The organism is Neobacillus sp. YX16 (genome assembly GCF_030123505.1).
GTDB lineage: Bacteria > Bacillota > Bacilli > Bacillales > Cytobacillaceae > Neobacillus.
In genome coordinates this window covers 487,000-507,005 of record NZ_CP126115.1, presented here as the reverse complement: position 1 = coordinate 507,005, position 20,006 = coordinate 487,000, and the positions used below count along the sequence as shown (strand labels likewise).

General features: G+C 37.6%; 18 protein-coding genes. 3 read left to right on the top strand and 15 right to left on the bottom strand.

The window, feature by feature from the left end; all coding sequences use genetic code 11:
* Positions 1 to 10: 10 nt before the first annotated feature.
* Positions 11 to 1,111 (top strand): GerAB/ArcD/ProY family transporter, encoded by a 1,101-nt coding sequence (locus QNH48_RS02575; RefSeq protein ID WP_283953633.1) that lies wholly within the window; start codon positions 11 to 13, stop codon positions 1,109 to 1,111.
* Positions 1,095 to 2,171, top strand: a complete 1,077-nt coding sequence (locus QNH48_RS02570; RefSeq protein ID WP_283953632.1) for a Ger(x)C family spore germination protein — start codon at positions 1,095 to 1,097, stop codon at positions 2,169 to 2,171. Before QNH48_RS02575 ends, QNH48_RS02570 begins: the two co-directional genes overlap by 17 nt.
* Positions 2,172 to 2,239: 68 nt before the next feature.
* On the opposite strand, the gene QNH48_RS02565 is transcribed toward QNH48_RS02570, so the two are convergent.
* The 6 genes from QNH48_RS02565 to QNH48_RS02540 form a co-directional block, all read right to left on the bottom strand.
* Complete coding sequence (locus tag QNH48_RS02565; protein WP_133370809.1) at positions 2,240 to 3,649, bottom strand: GntP family permease; 1,410 nt, start codon at positions 3,647 to 3,649, stop codon at positions 2,240 to 2,242.
* A gap of 175 nt (positions 3,650 to 3,824) precedes the next feature.
* Positions 3,825 to 4,841 carry a 4-hydroxy-2-oxovalerate aldolase gene (gene dmpG, locus QNH48_RS02560; protein WP_283953631.1) on the bottom strand — a complete coding sequence of 339 codons (1,017 nt, stop codon included), beginning with the start codon at positions 4,839 to 4,841 and terminating at the stop codon, positions 3,825 to 3,827.
* A 22-nt stretch (positions 4,842 to 4,863) separates the two neighbouring features.
* Positions 4,864 to 5,751: an acetaldehyde dehydrogenase (acetylating) gene (locus QNH48_RS02555; protein WP_283953630.1), complete on the bottom strand. Its 888-nt coding sequence runs from the start codon at positions 5,749 to 5,751 to the stop codon at positions 4,864 to 4,866.
* Between the two features lie 60 nt (positions 5,752 to 5,811).
* A complete protein-coding gene (locus QNH48_RS02550) occupies positions 5,812 to 6,588 on the bottom strand; it encodes an IclR family transcriptional regulator (RefSeq protein WP_349655113.1) in 777 nt (258 codons plus the stop codon).
* Positions 6,589 to 6,770: 182 nt separating this feature from the next.
* A complete protein-coding gene (locus tag QNH48_RS02545) occupies positions 6,771 to 7,040 on the bottom strand; it encodes an iron-sulfur cluster biosynthesis family protein (RefSeq protein WP_283953629.1) in 270 nt (89 codons plus the stop codon).
* A gap of 267 nt (positions 7,041 to 7,307) precedes the next feature.
* The gene (locus QNH48_RS02540) at positions 7,308 to 8,141 is read right to left on the bottom strand and encodes a TetR/AcrR family transcriptional regulator (RefSeq protein ID WP_283953628.1); all 834 of its coding nucleotides are present in this window, start codon (positions 8,139 to 8,141) and stop codon (positions 7,308 to 7,310) included.
* A 100-nt stretch (positions 8,142 to 8,241) separates the two neighbouring features.
* On the opposite strand from QNH48_RS02540, the gene QNH48_RS02535 reads away from it, so the two are divergent.
* Positions 8,242 to 11,325 (top strand): efflux RND transporter permease subunit, encoded by a 3,084-nt coding sequence (locus QNH48_RS02535; RefSeq protein WP_283953627.1) that lies wholly within the window; start codon positions 8,242 to 8,244, stop codon positions 11,323 to 11,325.
* A gap of 41 nt (positions 11,326 to 11,366) precedes the next feature.
* Here the strand turns inward: QNH48_RS02535 and QNH48_RS02530 are convergent, their stop codons facing one another.
* The 9 genes from QNH48_RS02530 to QNH48_RS02490 form a co-directional block, all read right to left on the bottom strand.
* Entirely contained in the window at positions 11,367 to 12,563 is a 1,197-nt protein-coding gene (locus QNH48_RS02530) for a nucleoside transporter C-terminal domain-containing protein (protein ID WP_283953626.1), read from the bottom strand.
* A gap of 103 nt (positions 12,564 to 12,666) precedes the next feature.
* A complete protein-coding gene (locus tag QNH48_RS02525) occupies positions 12,667 to 13,632 on the bottom strand; it encodes a quinone oxidoreductase family protein (RefSeq protein ID WP_283953625.1) in 966 nt (321 codons plus the stop codon).
* 473 nt (positions 13,633 to 14,105) lie between these two features.
* Complete coding sequence (mnhG, locus tag QNH48_RS02520; protein WP_133370818.1) at positions 14,106 to 14,468, bottom strand: monovalent cation/H(+) antiporter subunit G; 363 nt, start codon at positions 14,466 to 14,468, stop codon at positions 14,106 to 14,108.
* On the bottom strand, positions 14,446 to 14,730 hold the full coding sequence (locus QNH48_RS02515) for a Na(+)/H(+) antiporter subunit F1 (protein WP_133370819.1): 285 nt from the start codon (positions 14,728 to 14,730) through the stop codon (positions 14,446 to 14,448). The genes mnhG and QNH48_RS02515 overlap by 23 nt, the downstream gene beginning before the upstream one ends.
* Entirely contained in the window at positions 14,727 to 15,206 is a 480-nt protein-coding gene (locus tag QNH48_RS02510; protein WP_283953624.1) for a Na+/H+ antiporter subunit E, read from the bottom strand. Before QNH48_RS02510 ends, QNH48_RS02515 begins: the two co-directional genes overlap by 4 nt.
* Before the next feature lie 41 nt (positions 15,207 to 15,247).
* Positions 15,248 to 16,738 carry a Na+/H+ antiporter subunit D gene (locus tag QNH48_RS02505; RefSeq protein WP_283953623.1) on the bottom strand — a complete coding sequence of 497 codons (1,491 nt, stop codon included), beginning with the start codon at positions 16,736 to 16,738 and terminating at the stop codon, positions 15,248 to 15,250.
* The gene (locus QNH48_RS02500; protein ID WP_283953622.1) at positions 16,731 to 17,069 is read right to left on the bottom strand and encodes a Na(+)/H(+) antiporter subunit C; all 339 of its coding nucleotides are present in this window, start codon (positions 17,067 to 17,069) and stop codon (positions 16,731 to 16,733) included. Before QNH48_RS02500 ends, QNH48_RS02505 begins: the two co-directional genes overlap by 8 nt.
* Entirely contained in the window at positions 17,069 to 17,494 is a 426-nt protein-coding gene (locus QNH48_RS02495; RefSeq protein WP_283953621.1) for a Na(+)/H(+) antiporter subunit B, read from the bottom strand. Before QNH48_RS02495 ends, QNH48_RS02500 begins: the two co-directional genes overlap by 1 nt.
* A complete protein-coding gene (locus QNH48_RS02490; protein ID WP_283953620.1) occupies positions 17,478 to 19,901 on the bottom strand; it encodes a Na+/H+ antiporter subunit A in 2,424 nt (807 codons plus the stop codon). Before QNH48_RS02490 ends, QNH48_RS02495 begins: the two co-directional genes overlap by 17 nt.
* Positions 19,902 to 20,006 lie beyond the last annotated feature (105 nt).

The window sequence follows — 20,006 nt, the reverse complement described above, 5'->3', positions numbered from 1 at the left end:
AGGGACCAATATGAACTCTAACGTTCCAGATAGTAAAAAGATATCTCCTTTTCTCGTATTTTTTCTTATTCATACCATGCAGTCAGGGGTAGGTATTCTGGGATTTCAAAGATTTATCGCTAAAACCGCAGGATATGATGCTTGGATGTCCATCATTCTATCGGGTTTGTTTGTCCATATACTTTTGTGGATGATGTTTAAAATGCTAAAAATAGCAGATGGCGATATGACTTCGATTCATACCTTTGTACTTGGAAAAAAAATCGGTAAAATCTTTAGTAGCTTTTTTATCCTTTACTTTTGTTTATTTATCGTAACTATCCTGCGCAGCTACATAGAGGTTGTTCAAGCATGGATGTTTCCAGAATTAAGAACATTTTGGTTTGCTCTTGCCTTTCTTATTTTAGTTATCTATATTGTGTTTGGGGGTTTTAGGACGGTAGCAGGGATTGCCTTTTTTTCGATCATATTACCATTCTACATTACTGTATTGTTTGTTGTGATCATTCCGTATTCTGACTTTACCAATCTCCTTCCAATTTTCGATCATTCGGTAAAGGAGTTACTGCATGCTAGTCGTGATATGTCGTTTACCCTATTAGGATTTGAAATCTTATTATTTTTTTACCCGTTTATTCAAAACCCAGAGAGGAGTAAAAAGTGGGCTCACTTTGGCGCATTATATACAACAATGCTTTGTATCTATTTGGCTATTCTAGCCTTTGGCTTTTTTCCGGAGGCACAATTGCAAAAAAACATATGGCCTACATTAGCAATGTGGAAAATTATTAAATTACCTTTCGTTGAACGCTTTGAGTATATTGGAGTTTCAAACTGGGGTTTAGTGATATTACCTAATATATGTATTTGTTTATGGTGCGCAAGTCGATTAGCCAAACAGCTATTTTCCATTCGCCAAAAAACATCGGTTCCGGCCATTGCCATTCTTTGTTTAATAGCCACCAGTTTGATATCAACAAGAGGACAAATTAATATACTGACAGATTATACAGCAAAGGTTGGTTTTTACTTCAATTTCATATACGTTCCATTATTGTTTGCTGGTACGTTAATAGCGAAGAAGGTGAGAAATCGTGAGAAGCATACTTAAATTGATTACCTCTGTTTTCCTAGCCCTTAACCTAATTGGCTGTGTCAAGAAAGAGGTATTAGATGATATTAGCTTAATTGAAGGAATAGGCTTCGACTTTATTGACAAAAAAAACATCCTTGGCACAGCTGTCATTCCCGTTTACCTGCCTGATCAACCACCTAAAAACAATACCTTCTCGACAAAAGCTGAGATTTCTAAGTCCATTCTGCAGGATATTCAACGACAAGCAGCTGATCCAATTGTAACCGGAAGCCTTGAGGTGGTCTTATTTAGTAAGACCTTAACCGAAAAATTAGGAATTCTGCCATTGGTTGACGCCTTTCAAAGGGACCCATCAATTGGGTCTGATCTCTATTTAGCCGTGGTAGACGGAGAAACGAAGGAATTACTTGCTGGACAATATGGTATAAGAGGAAATGCCACCTATATTTCAAAGTTGATGGAACATAATATCAGAAATGAAGATCTGCCAAAATCAAATCTGGAACTGTTTCTTAGTGATTTTTATCAAGAAGGAAAAACGCCCTTTATTCCGCAACTGAAACAAATTGGAAAAAATAAAATGAAAATTAGTGGGATATCCCTCCTTAAACATGGAAAAATGGTTGATCTGATTGAACCGGAGGAAATGTTTTTTTTCAAGCTACTCGTAGACAAATACAGTGAAGGTATGCACCAAGTCAAAATAGAAAATGGGGAAGCGGCCGTACGAAGCATTCATTCATCCCACAATTTCGAATTGACAAAAAGAAACCCTGCTGAAGTTACGATTCATATAAAGGTTGATGGAAACATCGATGAGTTTACCGGTCAAGAGCTTACTCCTAAGAATGTTCAAGAATTACAACAAAAATTTGAAAGGGACATCAGAACAGAATGCTATAGCTTGATACAGCGTTTTCAAGATAAACAAATAGACCCTATAGGAATTGGTCATTTTGTAAAAACACAGACGAGAAATTTTGATTTTAAGGATTGGAGAGAGAATCAGTATAAAAACCTTGTAGTCAAGATAAAATCAGAGGTAAAGATTACAGAATCAGGAGTCATTGAATAAAAAAAGCAAGTAGACTTGTCCATTTTAGACTTTGTCTACTTGCTTACGATCGTTTACTATTTTTTGGCTTAAACGATGCCAGTTAACAGATAAACAGCAATGACGAAGAAAGCAGCGATGGTTTTAATAATAGTGATAGCAAAAATATCACGGTAAGACTGCTTATGTGTTAACCCTGTTATTGCTAATAAGGTAATAACCGCACCGTTATGCGGCAGTGTATCCATACCACCGGAAGCCATTGAGATGACACGGTGCATTACTTCGAGCGGAATATCAAATTGATTTGCTAGTTCAATATATTTTTCTGACATCATACCAAGAGTGATGGCAATACCGGCAGACGCTGAACCAGAGATAGCAGAAAGAATATTGGTTGTAACAGCTCCATTTAGCAATGGATGACCAAATACTTTGGCAATCCCATCTCTTGCGATAGAAAAACCAGGTAAATTTGAAATAACAGCTCCAAATCCATATTCTGTTGCTGAGTTCATAATAGCAAGAAGCGCACCTGCTACTCCGACCTTCATTCCATCTTTGAAATTCATCATAACAGGTTTGCGATTATAAAGAATAGTCGCGATAATACCGACTAAAAGAGCTATTTCAACCGACCAAATTCCAATAACTTTTGAAGTTTCAATGCTAGGAAAACTCATTCCAATGGATTCGAAGTCGAAACCATTTGGATACCATTGTGGAATAATCGTTGTTAATACTTTGTTTAAAACTGCTACTAATAAAACTGGAACAAAAGCTAATATCTTACGGCCGATACTCTCTTGTTCATCTAAATTAATTGTAACTTCTTTGTCTTCCTTAATTGTACCGAAGCTGTCATAGCCTTCCCCAGCTTTTTCTGCTTTAATACGGCGAGAGTTCAAATACCACATTCCAAGGACGAAGATAAAAATGGCTCCGATAATCCCAAGCGTAGGTGCAGCGTAAAGATCTGTTTTAAAGAAGCTTGTTGGAATTACGTTTTGTACTTGCGGTGAACCAGGTAATGCATCCATTGTAAAAGTGAATGAACCAAGTGCAATTGTACCCGGAATTAAACGCTTTGGAATATTTGATTCTCTGAAAAGATGTGCAGCAAATGGATAGACTGCGAATGCTACCACCACTAAGCTAATTCCACTATAAGTTAAGATAGCGGCAAGTAAAACAATTGCTAACATTCCCCTTTTTTGACCAACGACTTGGACAATAGTAGAAGCGATTGTTTTAGCAAGTCCAGACATTTCTACTACTTTACCAAAAATGGCTCCTAACAAGAAGATTGGAAAATAAAGCTGTATGTATTCAACCATTTTCCCCATAAATACATTCGAGTAAAAAGGCAGAATCCATCCAGGTTCGGTTAAAAGTACAGCAAATAACGCACAAATAGGTGCAAAAATGATAACTGTGAATCCTCGATATGCGATAAACATCAACATTCCGAGTGCTAATAGTATAATGACTAATTCCATGATATTTCTCCTCTACCCCTGGGATGCATAACTCTACATGAAGGAACTACTTGAATAAATCCTAAAGCGTTTCCAAACATATCAATTTTTTAGTGAAGCAAGATATCGAGTTCTCACTTCACTAAACTTTTAATTGTATTTTTGCCCCTCATTAAATCTATTAATCTATTTATGATTAGCGATTCTTGTTTTTCGCAATTTCCGCTGCTACTTCAACGATCATATCCTCTTGACCGCCAACCACTTTACGTTTGCCTAGTTCAATTAAAATATCACGAGAATCTACGCCATATCTTTCAGCCGCACGTTTTGAGTGCAGGGCAAAGCTTGAGTAAACACCAGCATACCCTAGTGTGAGGCTGTCTTTTGTAATTTCTTGTGGCACTGGTAAAAGTGGTGCAATAATGTCTTCAGCTAAATCCATCATTTTATATAAATCCACTCCAGTTTTAATTCCCATCCGTTCACAAACGGCTACTAATACTTCTGTTTGTGTATTACCGGCACCTGCTCCTAAGCAGCGAACACTTCCGTCAATACGAGTAGCTCCTTCTTCAATTGCTACAAGTGTATTTGCCATCGCAAGAGATAAGTTGTTATGACCATGGAAACCAATGTTGATGCCTACAGATTGTTTAAGCGCACGAATTCGTTCGCGAACTTGACCTGGAAGCAAGTAACCTGCAGAGTCTACTACGTAGACCGAATCTGCTCCATAGCTTTCCATCAATTTAGCTTGTTCAACTAGTTTTTCAACTGGAGCCATATGGTTCATCATTAAAAAGCCAACCGTCTCCATACCTAGTTCTTTCGCATAAGCAATATGCTGTGGAGCCACGTCCGCTTCTGTTACATGTGTTGCAATACGAGCCATCTTTGCTCCTAAATTAGCTGCTTCTTTCAAATCATGCAACGTACCGATACCTGGCAATAAGAGGACAGCAATTTTCGACTTATCTGCAACGGAAACTGCTGCTTCAATTAATTCCATTTCATTTGTGTGTGAAAGTCCATACTGTAATGAAGATCCCGCTAAACCATCACCATGAGAGACTTCGATATATGGAACGTTCGCATCATTCAATGCTTTTGCGACTTTTAGTACTTGATCTACTGTAAACTGATGAGAGACTGCATGACTTCCATCTCGTAAGGCAACCTCAGTGATTAGAATATCTCTTTCGTTTGTCATTTTATTTTCCCCTTTCTACAGCTTAAACTGTTTCTTTCTTTAATAGGTTTTTAGCAAACTCTTCAGCAATCTTTACACCAGCAGCTGTCATAATATCAAGGTTTCCTGAGTATTTTGGCAGGTAATCACCGGCACCCTCTACTTGAATAAAGATTGTTACTTTATTACCTTCGAAAATAGGTTCCGTACGGAGCTGATAGCCTGGAACATAGGATTGAACGACTTCTGTCATTTCTGCAATGGATCTTCTAATACCTTCTTCGTCCATTTTCCCTTCTTCTACAAGGGTATACACTGTATCGCGCATCATAATTGGAGGTTCAGCAGGGTTTAATATCATAATTGCTTTCCCTTTTTTCGCTCCACCGACTACTTCAATCGCACGGGAAGTTGTTTCGGTAAATTCATCGATATTAGCACGAGTTCCAGGGCCAGCACTTTTACTTGAAATGGTCGCAACGATTTCAGCATACTCTACTGGACTTACACGGTTTACGGCATGGACCATTGGAATTGTAGCCTGTCCGCCGCATGTAATTAAATTGATATTTTCCTTTTCTAAATGCTCGTCAATATTAACTGCCGCACATACATATGGACCAACAGCAGCTGGTGTCATATCTATTACTTTAATACCTGCTTCTTTTAACACTTTTGCATTATAAAGATGAGCTTTTGCAGAAGTTGCATCAAAAACGATATCCGCTTTTAATTCAGGATCAGCTAGAAATCCATCAATCCCTGTAGAAACCCCTGCATACCCCATTTCTCTAGCACGGCGTAAACCGTCAGATTGTGGGTCAATCCCAATTACTGCAGTCAATTCTAAAATTTGCGAACGACCAAGCTTAATCATTAAATCTGTACCAATGTTACCTGAGCCAAGAACAGCTACTTTAACTTTTGACAAAATACTTCTCCTCCTAGAAATCACTTTATTTTTGTATGTTTTTCTTACTCTAGCTTCTTTTTAAAAGACATTACCTTTATAACCTAACGATCTTGAAATCTCAGATGCAGCCCTCTTAATCCCCGCTATTACTTTAGGAAGCATTTCTTCATCCAGTCTCATTTTAGGAGCGGCACAGCTAATTGAAGCGATTACATTTCCTTTATGATTGAATATCGGTGCGGCGATACATTTCAGCCCTAACTCGATCTCTTCATCATCGACAGCATACCCAGTCTCACGAACAGAAACTAAATGTTTTTTTATTTCATGAACATCTGTCAGCGTGTACTCTGTAAATGCTTCTAAACTTGCTTCTGATAACAGCCTATCCACGTCTTTTTCACTCAGATGAGCAAGTATTGCCTTCCCCACACCTGTACAATGAACGGGTGCTCTTTTTCCAATATGAGAGTAAATAGTAAGAGCTCTTGGACCTTCTACCTTTTCAATATAAACAACTTCATCGCGCTGTAATGTAACTAAGTGAACGGTTTCATTTAATTCATTTGCTAAATCACTAATTATTGGTCTTGCTATGTTACCAATATCGAGATGTTTACCAACAAAGTTACCTAGTGTGAAAAGTTTAATCCCCAACCTATACTTCAAATCCTCTGGATTCTGCTGCAAATAACCTCTATGTTCCAAAGTCTTAATAATTCCATGAACGGTGCTTTTTGATAATTGAAGTTTTTCACTTATCTCTTTAACACTTAGTTCTGGACTGGTGGTCAAAAACAATTCAAGGACATCCGCTGCCCTTTCAATCGATTGAATTAAACGTTCAGACATCATCTTCCTTCTTTCATTCGCCATTGTCGAACGGCGTTCGTAAATATCTAATCGATGTATTTATACTACCTTGCAACTACTAGTATGTCAATAAAATTGAATTCAATATTCTTACAAAGTAAGCTGCATTTCTATTGCAAAATAAAAAGAGCTCATCTTTTTTTGAATGAGCTCTTTTTAGGATATTAAATTACTTCAAACTGTTTAAAACCTGTTTGATCCGGTATAAAATCCAGTTTTTTATCACGAAAATAATGACGTTCACCTTTGTCAATGATGAAATGCAGGTCATCTTTTATTATCTCGCTATCATTTTCCTGAATTGAATTCTCCAATGTCAATTTCACTTTCATGAAACAACTTTTACGCATTTGTAATCGGATAAACTTAGCAGAATCTGATAATTCCATGCGGTTTTGTATTTCTGCTTTTGCAGCCTCTGTTAAAATAAACACCGTTAGCCCACCTTTAAGTCTACAAATTGGCTGTGTTAAAGTAGGCTGTTGATTTGTGCACCATTAAGGAATGCTTCATCGAATAATCACCGCAGGGACAGGCGATCTCTGCCTGTCCGAGGCGCTTCGCTTTCCGCAGGCGGTTCGGGAAGCCTCCTCGGCGCTAAAGCGCCTGCGGGGTCTCCCCTGTCCCGTCCTCCTGCAGGAGTCTCGCGCCTTCCGCACAAATCAACAGGTTCTTAAATCAACAGTATCCTTTAACACAGCCTACATATTAAAAAAACTACCCAGTAAATAAGAAATCCATTTGGTTTGGGGATGATTTCGAATATTTTCTAGTAATCCCTTAATAATTGCTCGGCCAAATGTTGGTTCATGCAACTGCTGTTTTAACAGTACTAAAGATTCCTTTTCTACTGACTCTTCCATTTCTTTTATTTCTTGATCCATTAGTAATAGAATCTGTTCTTTTGTTAAATCTTCTAATGGCGGCTCTTCAAACACCTCGATTAGCCCTTTTGAAATAAAAGGAAGTGTGGAGTTTCTAGCAAGCAGATTTGTTTTTTCCACCAATGATGTTGATAACAAATCCAAATCTAATGGTACATTATAAAACAAAAATAGCTGAGAATACATACTCATAAAGCCTTTGATACAAAATACTAAGTCATATTTTATCTCTCTTACTTTATCATCCTCATACAAACGCTCTACCATCGAAAGAATCGTTTTATCCATTAATCTGTCGTAGTAACGCATTTTCACGATGAAATCCTCATTAAAAGAACGAGACTGCTCCTTGATTAATATTTTTCCAAAATCAGAATGCTTTTGAAATGAGTTGAATATCGCATAATAAAAATTATATAGAAGATTTTCTTCATCTCTTGCACTTCTGACTAGATAGTCAATTTCAGAGGTGAATTGAATCATAAAGTGATCGATTATCTCGATAATTAATTCATCTTTTGACTTGAAAGATAGATAAAAAGCACCTTTAGAAATACCGCAATGTTCTGTTATTTGTTGGACAGATGTAGCTTCAAAACCCTGTTTAGCAAAGAGTTCTATTGCCTTTTCCATAATCAATTGTTTTTTCATCGTTTATTCTTCACTCCTAGGTTCAATCATTGACAGATGACCGGTTAGTCAGTATTATAAGTAAATGGGTTAGATAAGTCAATTAAGGGTAGGTGGAAGTGTGAAAGGTTTAGTCAACTTTGTTCTAGGAAACAAACTAGCAGTATGGTTACTTACAATCATTATTACGGTATCTGGTATTTATTCAGGTACAAAAATGAATATGGAGACAATACCAGATATTTCAATTCCATACTTAATGGTAATGGATGTATATCCTGGGGCAACTCCAGAACAAGTAATGGAAGATGTCTCCAAACCTTTAGAAAAAGCGATAGAAAATTTAAAAGGTGTAAAATCCGTTTATTCCAATTCAAATGCTAACATGGCTAGTATGCAGGTGGAATATGAATACGGTGAAGATATGGATGAAGCGAACCGTGCATTAAAATCTGCTTTAGAGGCCGTGAAGCTGCCAGAAAATGCACAGGAACCAATTATTACTGCTATTAGCATGAATATGATGCCGGTTGTCGCACTTAGTATAAGCAGTACAACAGAGGACATAGTTGAATTGACGTCAACCGTTGAGGATATCATTCTTCCAAAAATCGAGAAAATTGATGGTGTTGCCTCTGCAACCATTACAGGTCAACATATTGAAGAAGTTCAGCTTACGTATGACGAAGCAAAAATGGCTCAATATGGCTTAAAAGAAGATACTGTCAAACAAATGATACAAGCAAGTGACCTAGCGGTTTCATTAGGTCTTTACGAATTTGAAGAAGGCGAACAAGCTGTAGCAATAGATGGAAAGTTCATGACCGCTGATGAATTAAAGGAAATGCTTATTCCTGTAACACCTTCAACAACACAACCTTCACCATTTGTGAAGCTTAGCGACATTGCTGCAATTGAAGTAATTGGTAAAGTACAATCGATTTCGCGTACGAATGGTGAAAATGCAATTGCCATTCAAATTGTAAAAGGTCAAGAAGCAAACACTGTAGATGTTGTAAACAGTGTGAAGGACTTAATCGAGGAACAAAAGGAAAAAATTGATGGTCTTGTCATCGATGTATCACTCGACCAAGGTGCACCAATCGAAGAATCGGTTAAAACGATGGTTGAAAAAGCACTATTTGGTGGTTTAATTGCCGTTTTAATTATCCTTTTATTCCTACGTGATATTAAATCAACTATTATTTCCATTGTGTCGATTCCAGTTTCTATTTTTATGGCATTCCTGCTTCTTAACTGGATGGAGATTACTCTCAATATTATGACGCTCGGTGCCGTTACGGTTGCCATCGGCCGTGTAATCGATGACTCAATCGTTGTAGTTGAAAATATATATCGACGTCTTCATTTAAAAGAAGAAAAATTATCAGGTCGTGCGCTTGTCCGTGAAGCGACAATCGAAATGTTCAAACCAATCCTGTCATCAACATTAGTAACTGTTGCAGTATTTGCACCTCTTATCTTTGTTGGCGGTATGGTCGGTGAGCTATTCACGCCGTTCGCATTAACCATGACCTTTGCTCTTGGTGCTTCATTAATTGTTGCGATTACAATCGTTCCTGCGTTGTCACACTTCTTATTTAAGAAAAAGTTATATAGCGAAAAAACAGAAAGCAGCCATAAAGAGGCCGGCAAATTGGCTAACTGGTACAAAGGCATTCTTAGATGGACACTTAACCATAAGGTAATTACCTCCGTTACTGCGATTGTTTTGCTAGCAGGCAGTTTGGCGTTAACACCATTAATCGGTTTTAGCTTTATGGGCAGTGAAGAAGAAAAGGTTATGTACTTAACGTACACACCAAAAGCTGGCGAGCTAGAGGATGAAACATTAGCAAACGTTGAAGCAGTAGAAGAAGAAATGCTAAAACGTGAGGATATCGACATCGTTCAGATATCTGTAACCGAAAGTGGAGATCCAATGGCCGCGATGATGGGCGGCGGCGGAGATGGTGCGTTAATGTACTTAATCTTTGACCCAGAAATGGATAACTTCCCTGAAGTCCGTGAAGAAATTGAAGAATATGTGTTTAACATAGGACAATCCGGCGAATGGAAGAGTCAAAACTTTGCTGCTATGTCGATGTCAACTAATGAAGTTAGCTACACTTTTTACAGTGAAGATTTAGATAAACTAAATGAAGCTGTAAAAATGGTAGAAGGCGTTCTGAGTAAAAATGACCGCCTAGAAGATGTTTCTTCAAGTGCTGAGGAAGCATACGTTGAGTATACATTCAAAGTAGAACAAGATGAATTACTTCAGTATGGTTTAACAACGGGTCAAATCGTCATGATGTTAAACCCAACAAAAACTCAAGATGTATTAACAACGGTTGAAAAGGACGGTAATGTATTAGAAGTTATCGTTCAGCAGGAACAAGCTGCTCAGCCAAAATCTATTGACGATATTCTAGCAACACAAGTACCAACAGCACTGGGTACGACAATGCCGCTTTCAGAACTGGTAACAGTTGAAAAAGGTACAACATTAAATACCCTTGCACGCAGCAAAGGTGAATACTATGCAACGGTTTCAGGAACCATCCTTGATGAGGATATTTCTAAAGCTACTGCTGAGGTAGACAAAGAAATTGATAAATTAGATTTACCGAAAGGTGTTACCATTGGCGTTGCCGGAGTTCAGGCAGATATGACGGAAACATTTACACAGCTTGGTATGGCCATGCTCGCGGCGATTGCGATTGTTTACTTTATCCTAGTTGTAACCTTCCGCGAAGGTGTCGCACCGTTTGCCATTTTATTCTCATTACCATTTGCAGTGATTGGTTCATTTGTTGGTTTATTAATTGCAGGTGAAACCATTTCCGTATCTGTCATGATGGGTCTGTTGATGTTAATCGGTATCGTTGTTACGAATGCGATTGTACTCGTAGACCGGATTATTCATATGGAACGTGATGGTCTGACGATGCGTGAAGCTGTATTAGAAGCTGGAGCAACTCGTCTGCGACCAATCCTTATGACAGCTATTGCAACAATTGGAGCATTAATTCCATTAGCCATTGGCTCTGGCGGCGGTGGTTTAATCTCGAAGGGTCTAGGTATTACCGTAATCGGCGGTTTAGCAAGTTCAACGTTATTAACACTAATTATTGTCCCAATTGTTTATGAAGTATTATCTAAGATATTCAAGAAAAATCGTAAAGATATTGTAGAAGACTAATCTAAAAAAAACCTGAAAGTGACAAGTCACTTTCAGGTTTTTTAATTCCAGACAAACAATCCAACAATCATCGCACTTAACAATGAAACTGCAATTCCGCTGACGAGAAGCTTCCATACGTTCCTACCAATAATTGCAGATTTTCCCTCCCCTAGAACTGAATTAAATGTTCCATAAATCATCCCCACCGTACTAAAATTGGCAAACGATGTTAAAAATGTCGTTGCAACAGCAACTGTATGCGGTGACAATGTATCCAATTGATTTTTCAAGTCCATCATGGCGACAAATTCATTCGTTGCTAATTTTATTCCCATTAACTGAGCTACATAAAGGGCATCCTTAACAGGTAAGCCGAGCAAGAAGGCAAATGGACTAAAGATAAAAGAAAAGATTTTTTGTATCGTAAGACCCTCGATAAACACCCCTAATATTCCATTAAGAGCAGCTGTTAACGCTACATATCCAATAACCATTGCTAAAATTACGATTACCATATTCATTCCAACCAACATACTGTTTGATATCGTTGAGAAGAAGTCCTTTTTCTCCGACTTTGGCGGTTCATATATGATATCTTCTTCTTTTGGGACAGTGATCGGATTTAAGATACTGACAACAATGAGAGCATTTAAACAGTTCAATGGAATGGCACTAAAAACGTAGGTAGCTGGAACCATGGATAAATACGCACCTATTATTGAGCCGCTGATACTACTCATACTCATAATACCAAAGGTAAGTAATCGATAATCTTTTAACACTGAAAGTTGGTTCCGAATCACCGCTAGTGCTTCCGTGTTACCTAAGAACATCATTTGAATCGAGAAAAAGCTTTCTAGTTTGGGCATTCTTGAAACCTTGGAAATGAGCCAGCCCACCTTATCAATAATCCATGTCAAAATACCAAAATAAGATAAAATATCAAAAAACGTCACAATGAAAATAATCGGCAGCAGAGCACTGAAGAAAAAGTCTATTGTCTCATTTGCCATGGCACTCGGAAATACAAACGCAATCCCTTCACTCGCACAGGCAATTAACCACGTAAAGAATGCTGCGATTTGATTAATAACCCAGCTGCCAATATCTGTTCCCAACATAAACCAGGTTATGAGCAATTCGACTACAACAAGGGAGAAAATCGCTTTCCATTTAACTTCTTTCTTTTGGGGAGAACACAGAAATACAACTCCCATCACCACAAACAAGCCCAATAAATTTATTAAAAAATACATACAAGCAACTCCTAGATGTGATATTCAATGTAAAAAGCCCTTTTCTTTCATTATTCCCAACAAAAGGGAAAGAATGAAAAAAAAGAGCTTCTTCAAACATCATTTAAGGTTGTAATAAAATTTTCCCTGTACTTTTGCGGCTTTCTAGTAAAGTATGTGCGTCTGAGCCATCCTTTAAAGGGAAAATCATTGGTTCTTGTATGTTAATATTCCCTTCTAGGATCCAATCAAATAATTGTTTTGAGCGTTCTTTTCTTTCCTCTAAGGAAGTAAGAACATTCCAAAGGTCTCCGCCAGTTAATGTTTTCGAAGTATCCATAAGCATTCGTGGATCGACCAGAGCAGGGTCACCCCCTGCCATACCATAAAAAACAACGGTACCTCCAACTTTAGTAACCTCAAAGCTTTCCTGAAGAGTAGAACCTATAGATTCATAAACAACATCCACACCAAATCCATTTGTTACCTTCCTTACTTCCTCAATCCAGTTATCATTGTATAAAAAAACATGATCCGCTCCTGCTGAATATGCAGCTTTAGACTTCACAAGTGAAGAAGTAAGGCCAATAACTTGTCCGCCTAATAATTTTGCAATTTGAATAAGAATTTGACCAACGCCGCCTGCAGCAGCATGGACGAGGACTAATTTTCCTTCTTTAACCTCATAACTGTCTCTTGTTAAGTAGTGGGCTGTTAAACCTTGTAGTAATACAGCCGAAGCAGTTTCAAAGGATATCTCATCTGGTAATGGAATGGCCTTTTCCAAAGGAACTGAGACTAACTCAGCATTTGCAAATGGCACATCTGCAAATGCAATTCGATCTCCAACTTTTATTGTTGTAATGCCGGCACCGACTTTTTCCACAATTCCTGAGCCCTCATAACCCAATATATACGGGGGCTGACCGGCTAGATGATAATTCCCTTTTCGACGGTATATATCTGCAAAATTTAATCCTATCGCCTTCATCCTTACCAAGATTTCATTTTCACTAATGACAGGATCAGGAATATCTTTATATTGTAATACCTCGGGTCCACCAAAACTTTCAAAGATAAGTGCTTTCATTCTTCTGCTCCTCACATTCAAAAATATAGTTCACATTGTATAGCTTTTTAGGAGGAGATACAAAAAAACCGCTTTTAAAAATGGACGAGACGACAACTACTGACAATATATATCTTAAACAAACGTTTGATTAAATGGGCATAATCCCTTTTAAAAAATGAACTTTGAGTTATTTTCGGGGAAATTTTTGTCGTAAATTAGGCTTGGTTTTCCCTAAAAACCTTCAGTAACCTTCAGTAGCAGTCAAAAAATGCAAGGTATAACAAACTGTAACGATTTTCGACAAATTATTATGTTAATCAAACGTTTGATTAGCAGGGGCTGGAGCCCTTCCAAATAAGGCTTTAACCCCTAAAACACGTAAAATGAATGTCGGATTTTAAGGCAGATCTACTTTCTAAATTTGTGTGTTTTTTTTAGAAATAAAAAAAAACGCAGATCTATTTTGCGCTTTTCTCTACTGCGTTGCTGCTTTATTTATTCTCTTTTACTTGACCAATAACTTCCTTCAAGTCATCCTGCACGCTTTCCTTAGCGAGAGCGACATTTGAGCGATACGCTGCTCTGACAATAATATGTCCAGCCACAGGTGCTGTTAGAAATACAAAGAATATACCAAGAAATAAACGAATACTAAAAAATCCTTCTAACACGAAAAAAAGGAAGGTTCCTACAAGCGTAAAAAGGACTCCAATCGTTGACCCTTTTGAAAGTGCATGCGCGCGGGTATAAATATCAGGGAGACGGATTAATCCAACTGCACTTAAAAAGCTAAAGATGGTACCAATTAATATTAACAAAACCGCAATGTGTTCACTCGGAATTATTACGCTCAATGACCACACCTCTTTCTATATATCTCGCAAAGGCAATTGTCCCGATAAAGGAAAGGATTCCAATTAATAAAATGACTTCAAAAAAACCAGTACTTCTTATAAAAACAGAAAAAATTGCAACTCCAGAAATGATATTAATTCCTAATGCATCCAGCGCCTGAATTCTATCTGGCGCAGTCGGCCCCTTTACCAATCGAAATATGGTTGCAAATATAGCAAAACTAAGAAATACTAATGAACAAATTAAAATTCCCTGTATCATGCTCGTGTCACCTTCTTAATAGCCTTTTCAAACTTAGCCTTAGATTGAAGAACTGCATTGCTTGATTCTGGGATATCCATTGCATGGATATAAAACTTTTTACTATCTGAAGTTACTTCTACCACAACAGAACCAGGGGTTAAAGTTAGAAGTAAGGCTAGTAACGTAACCTCTAGATCCCCTTCTAGCTCTGTTTCCAAAGTAAATATCCCTGGTGTAATATTGATCTTTGGTCGAAGAATTTGTCGAATTACCAAGATACTAGATGTAAATAATTCATAAATAAACACGAAAAAAAGTTGAACAATTGCAAGTAATGTGACCAAATAGAATTTAGTAGGAAGATATCTGCGTAATATATAAAGCACCAATAAACCAAATAGGTAACCACTAAAGAATGTTAATACACTCCAATCATCCTGAAGAAACATCCAGATTACACCAATTAATAAATTAACTAATACTTGCATGGGCATCGGTACCACCCCTTTCCATATATAAAGATAACAATTTTGATCTAATGACCAAGATTGCCGCCCAAGACTGCTTCAATATATAGGCTTGGATTCATTAAGCCTTCTACCGCAATATCAACGTAATCATGAATCCCTTCTGCACCTAATCCGAGAGCAATCGTTATTATGGTAAGGATTCCTATTGGTAACATTAACCCCTTTGTCGTCCCTTTCTCATTCTCCTCTGTTAAGTCGGTATACCCCCAAAAGACATTCATAAAGATTTTCATTATCGAATACAGGACCAGAAGGCTGGTAAACAAACCAACTCCCCCCAACCATAAGTATCCTCTTTCAAAGGTCCCTTCTGTTATGAAAATTTTCCCTAAAAAGCCGCTTAACGGCGGAATGCCTGACAGTGACAATGCCGCAATAAAAAACATCCAGCCTAATCCCGGGTGCAAGCGGATAAGACCGCTTATTTCTTTAAGCTTACTCGTTCCAGTAAGATGTATGATTGTTCCTCCTAAAAGGAAAATCAGTGCCTTCACAACCATATCGTGAATCAGATAGAAAAGAGATCCAGTCATCCCTTCTGTTGTATAGGATGCAACCCCTGCTAATATAAATCCCACGCCTACAATAACGTTATAGGTCAATATTCTTTTAATATCCCAAAAAGCGACTGCCCCAATTGCTCCTAATAGCATCGTTACCGCAGCTAATATTCCGATAAATAAATGGGTCACCTCTGGCTCATGATAAAAGACGAGTGTAAAAACTCTTATAATGGCATAGATTCCTACCTTCGTTAACAAAGCGGCAAAAATAGCTGAGATCGCAGTTGGAGGAGCACTGTAGGAGCCTGGAAGCCAAAAGAATAGAAAAAGACCTGCTTTTAAACTAAATACAATTAAAAATAAAATGGCAACTGTAGTCATAAGACCCTCTTGTCCAACCTCGGCAACACGAATCGAGAGGTGTGCAAAATTCAGTGTGCCGGTCATTGCATAAAGGAATGCAATAGCAACTAGAAAAAGGAAGGATGAGATGATGTTAATCAATATATATTTAATAGACTCGCTGAGCTGATTTCTCGTACCTCCCAGTGAAATCAACACATAGGATGAAACCAGCATCACTTCGAAGCAAACAAATAAATTGAAAATATCTCCGGTGATAAAGGAACCATTAACCCCAGTAATTAGAAACAAAAAAAGCGGGTAAAAGTAGTTGGCTTCTCTCTCTTTTCCAATGGAGTGAAAAGCAAATAATAAACAACAAAGTGAGACGATGCTCGTTACCAGTATCAGTATTGCTGAAAACATATCAGCCACCATACTTACCCCAAAGGGAGCTTCCCAGCCGCCTAAATGTAGAGTTTGAATCCCCTTAGTATGAATTTGAGTAATCAGCAAAAGAGTCGAAATGCTTATCGCTATTGTAGAAAGAACACTTAAAAATCTTTGCAATTTTATATTTTTCCTAAAGATCACCATAATCATTCCCACTATAATGGGGATAATGATTGGCAAAATGATCAAATTATTCATTCTTAATACCTCTCAGTTGTTCTGTATCATCCGTGCCCAACACTTTATATGCACGATAACTCAGCACTAAAAAAAGAGCTGTTGTGGCAAAATTTATCACAATGGCTGTTAATAAAAGGGCCTGTGGTAATGAATCTGCATATGTTAGATTCTTGATTCCAAGCAGCGGCGGTCCTCCCTTTTTTAACCCTCCCATTGTGATAATCAGTAGATTGACGCCATGTCCAAGAATCGAGGTCCCCAAAATGATTCTTAATAAGGTTTTCGTCAAAATCAAGTAAACACCAATAGCAAATAATATACCAACAAGGATAGACATTAACGTTTCCATTATCGATCATCACCAATATTCATTATTATCGTCATAGAGGTTCCAATAACAGCTAAAGCTACCCCTACATCAAAAATCACGGCTGTAGCAAGCTCTGTCTTGCCGAATATCGGCAGCTCAAAGTAGCCAAACGATTGAGATAAAAATGGAGCATCTAGAACCATACCACCTACTCCCGTCAAAACAGCAATTAACACCCCTACTGCAGCCACCACTTTAAAATCGACTGGAATATTATTACGAACTGTTTCAATATCAAATGTTAAAAACATGAGGATTAAGCCTGAAGCAAAGACCAAGCCACCGATAAATCCACCGCCGGGAAAATGATGTCCTGAGATAAAAAGATTAATGGCAAACGTAAAAATAATCACGACTGCAACTTTAGTTACACTTCGAATGATAACATCATTTGGCTTCTTCATTTCCATCCCTCCCCGGAGGTCTAACCTTGATTAATGTATACACACCAATACCAGCAATACATAAAACTAGAATCTCGAGCATCGTATCAATCCCGCGAAAATCCACGAGGATTGAGTTTACAATATTTTTTGCTCCTGCTAATTCATAAGAATTCTCATAAAAACTTGAAATCGATTCAAATAAACGATTGCCATTGGCAGATAATGCAACTAGTGTAACAACTGCACCAACCCCGATTGATATGACTGCATTTACTGCTTTGAACTGTATTCGGCTTATTTCCTTTCTCAACTCAGGCAAGTGGTAGAAGCATAGCAAGAATAATGCAGTGGTAACTGTCTCCACAACTAATTGCGTTAATGCCAAGTCGGGTGCTCTAAATAGCACAAAGAAAAAGGAAACTAGGAATCCAAGTGCACCAACAGCAGCAATGGAGGTCAACCGGTTTTTTGAAAACAGTACGGTTATTGCCGTAATGATCATCGCAGTCATTAATCCCGCTTCAAAAAAATTGGCAGGAGCATCTTTAGATGGGTCAAAAGAAAATCCATCAAAGAACCACATCGCTCCGCCGACAACAAGGATGATAAACGAAAATATATATACTAAATAATCACGGATAAACCCTGTCATGTACCTCTCTGTTATGAACTTCGATATGCTTTCCATTTTTTCCAGGCCAAGATTATACATACTATTTAACGTGAAATTGTCCGGATATAGGTAATAAATTCGATACCATTTTTTTAGATAAATGTACAACAATGTGCCCAGCCCAATAACTCCAAAGGTCATATATAACTCAGTATTCCAACCATGCCAAGCACTAATTTTCACTTTCAATTCACCTGTATCAGCCAGTGTAGGTAACACTGCATACAGGGCAGGTTTTAATAAGTATTGTGAAAGGACATTCGGAAAAAAGAAAATAATAATAACTAGAGAACCAAGGACAAGTGGAGAAATTAACATCCCAATTGGTGCCTCGTGTACTACCCTGCCTAATTTTTCTGATTTATTCTTACCTCTAAAGGTTTTAAAAACAAGAATCATGCTATAAATAAAGGTAAAAACACTGGCAATCCAGGCGATGATTGGTATAGCCATACCGAATGTCTCTGCATTAAACACAGACATTGTTGATACATTTAATACCGCAGTAAAAAACATTTCCTTACTTAGAAAACCATTAAATGGTGGAAGGCCAGCCATTGCAAAGCTTCCAATCACGGTTAGGGTAAAAGATATAGGCATTAGGTGCATCAAGCCCCCCAACCTGCGGATATCTCGAGTTCCTGTCTCATGGTCAATAATACCAACAACCATAAACAGACAGCCTTTAAATGTAGAATGATTAACTAAGTGGAAAATCGCAGCAAATATTGCCATGGCATATACAGAGGAATCCGTACCAACTCCATAATATAAGGAGGCAGACCCTAAACCAAGTAGGCTCATGATTAATCCTAATTGACTAATCGTTGAGTAGGCCAATAAAGCCTTAAGGTCCGTTTGTCTCACTGCATTTACAGATCCATATAATAAAGTTATCAATCCTACCCCTGTTACAAGCCAAAACCATTCTGCTGCACCACCGAAAATCGGTGTCATACGGGCAACTAAATAAATCCCTGCTTTCACCATTGTTGCAGAATGTAAATAAGCACTTATTGGGGTAGGCGCCTCCATTGCATCGGGTAACCAAATACTAAATGGGAATTGCGCTGACTTTGTAAACGCTCCGATTAATATTAATATCATTCCAGGAATAAACAATGAATGCGATGAAATATCAGTTGAATTGCGTATCATTTCACGAATGCTATACGTATCCGTAATCATAGAGAGCAAGATGAAGCCTGCCAGCATCGCCAGCCCGCCAAAAATCGTAATCAACATTGATTTTTGTGCACCATAACGTGATTTTTCACGTTCATACCAATACGCAATTAATAAGAAAGATGATATACTTGTTGTTTCCCAAAAGACATATAAAACAAAAATATTATCAGAAAATACTAGACCGAGCATAGCTCCCATAAATATCAATAAATACACATAGAAATTATTTAGTGCTTCCCGATGTTTAGACAGATAGAAAATAGAATAAAGGATAACTAATGTACCAATTCCGGAAATTAACAATCCTAGAATTAGGCTTAATCCATCCATATATGTTATGAAGTTAATATCGTAGGCTGGAATCCATGGAACAGTTTCTGTGAAAGTATTCCCTTCTGAAATATTGGGTATATAAGTTAATAAATAAGCAAATATCACTAAAGGAATAAATAGGACAAACCATCCCGTATGAATACGTGGTGTCAATTGTTTATAAATATAGGGGACCGCGATTGCAAAAAGAAATGGAATAAAAATCATAATGTGTAACCAAGAAGACATCATATCCCTCCCTATTAGTTTTTACAAAATAGTACATTATTGTAATTAGATTGACTGAAAGTGTAGCATGGGTTATAGTCATACATAGTCTATTAAACGTGGTCTAAA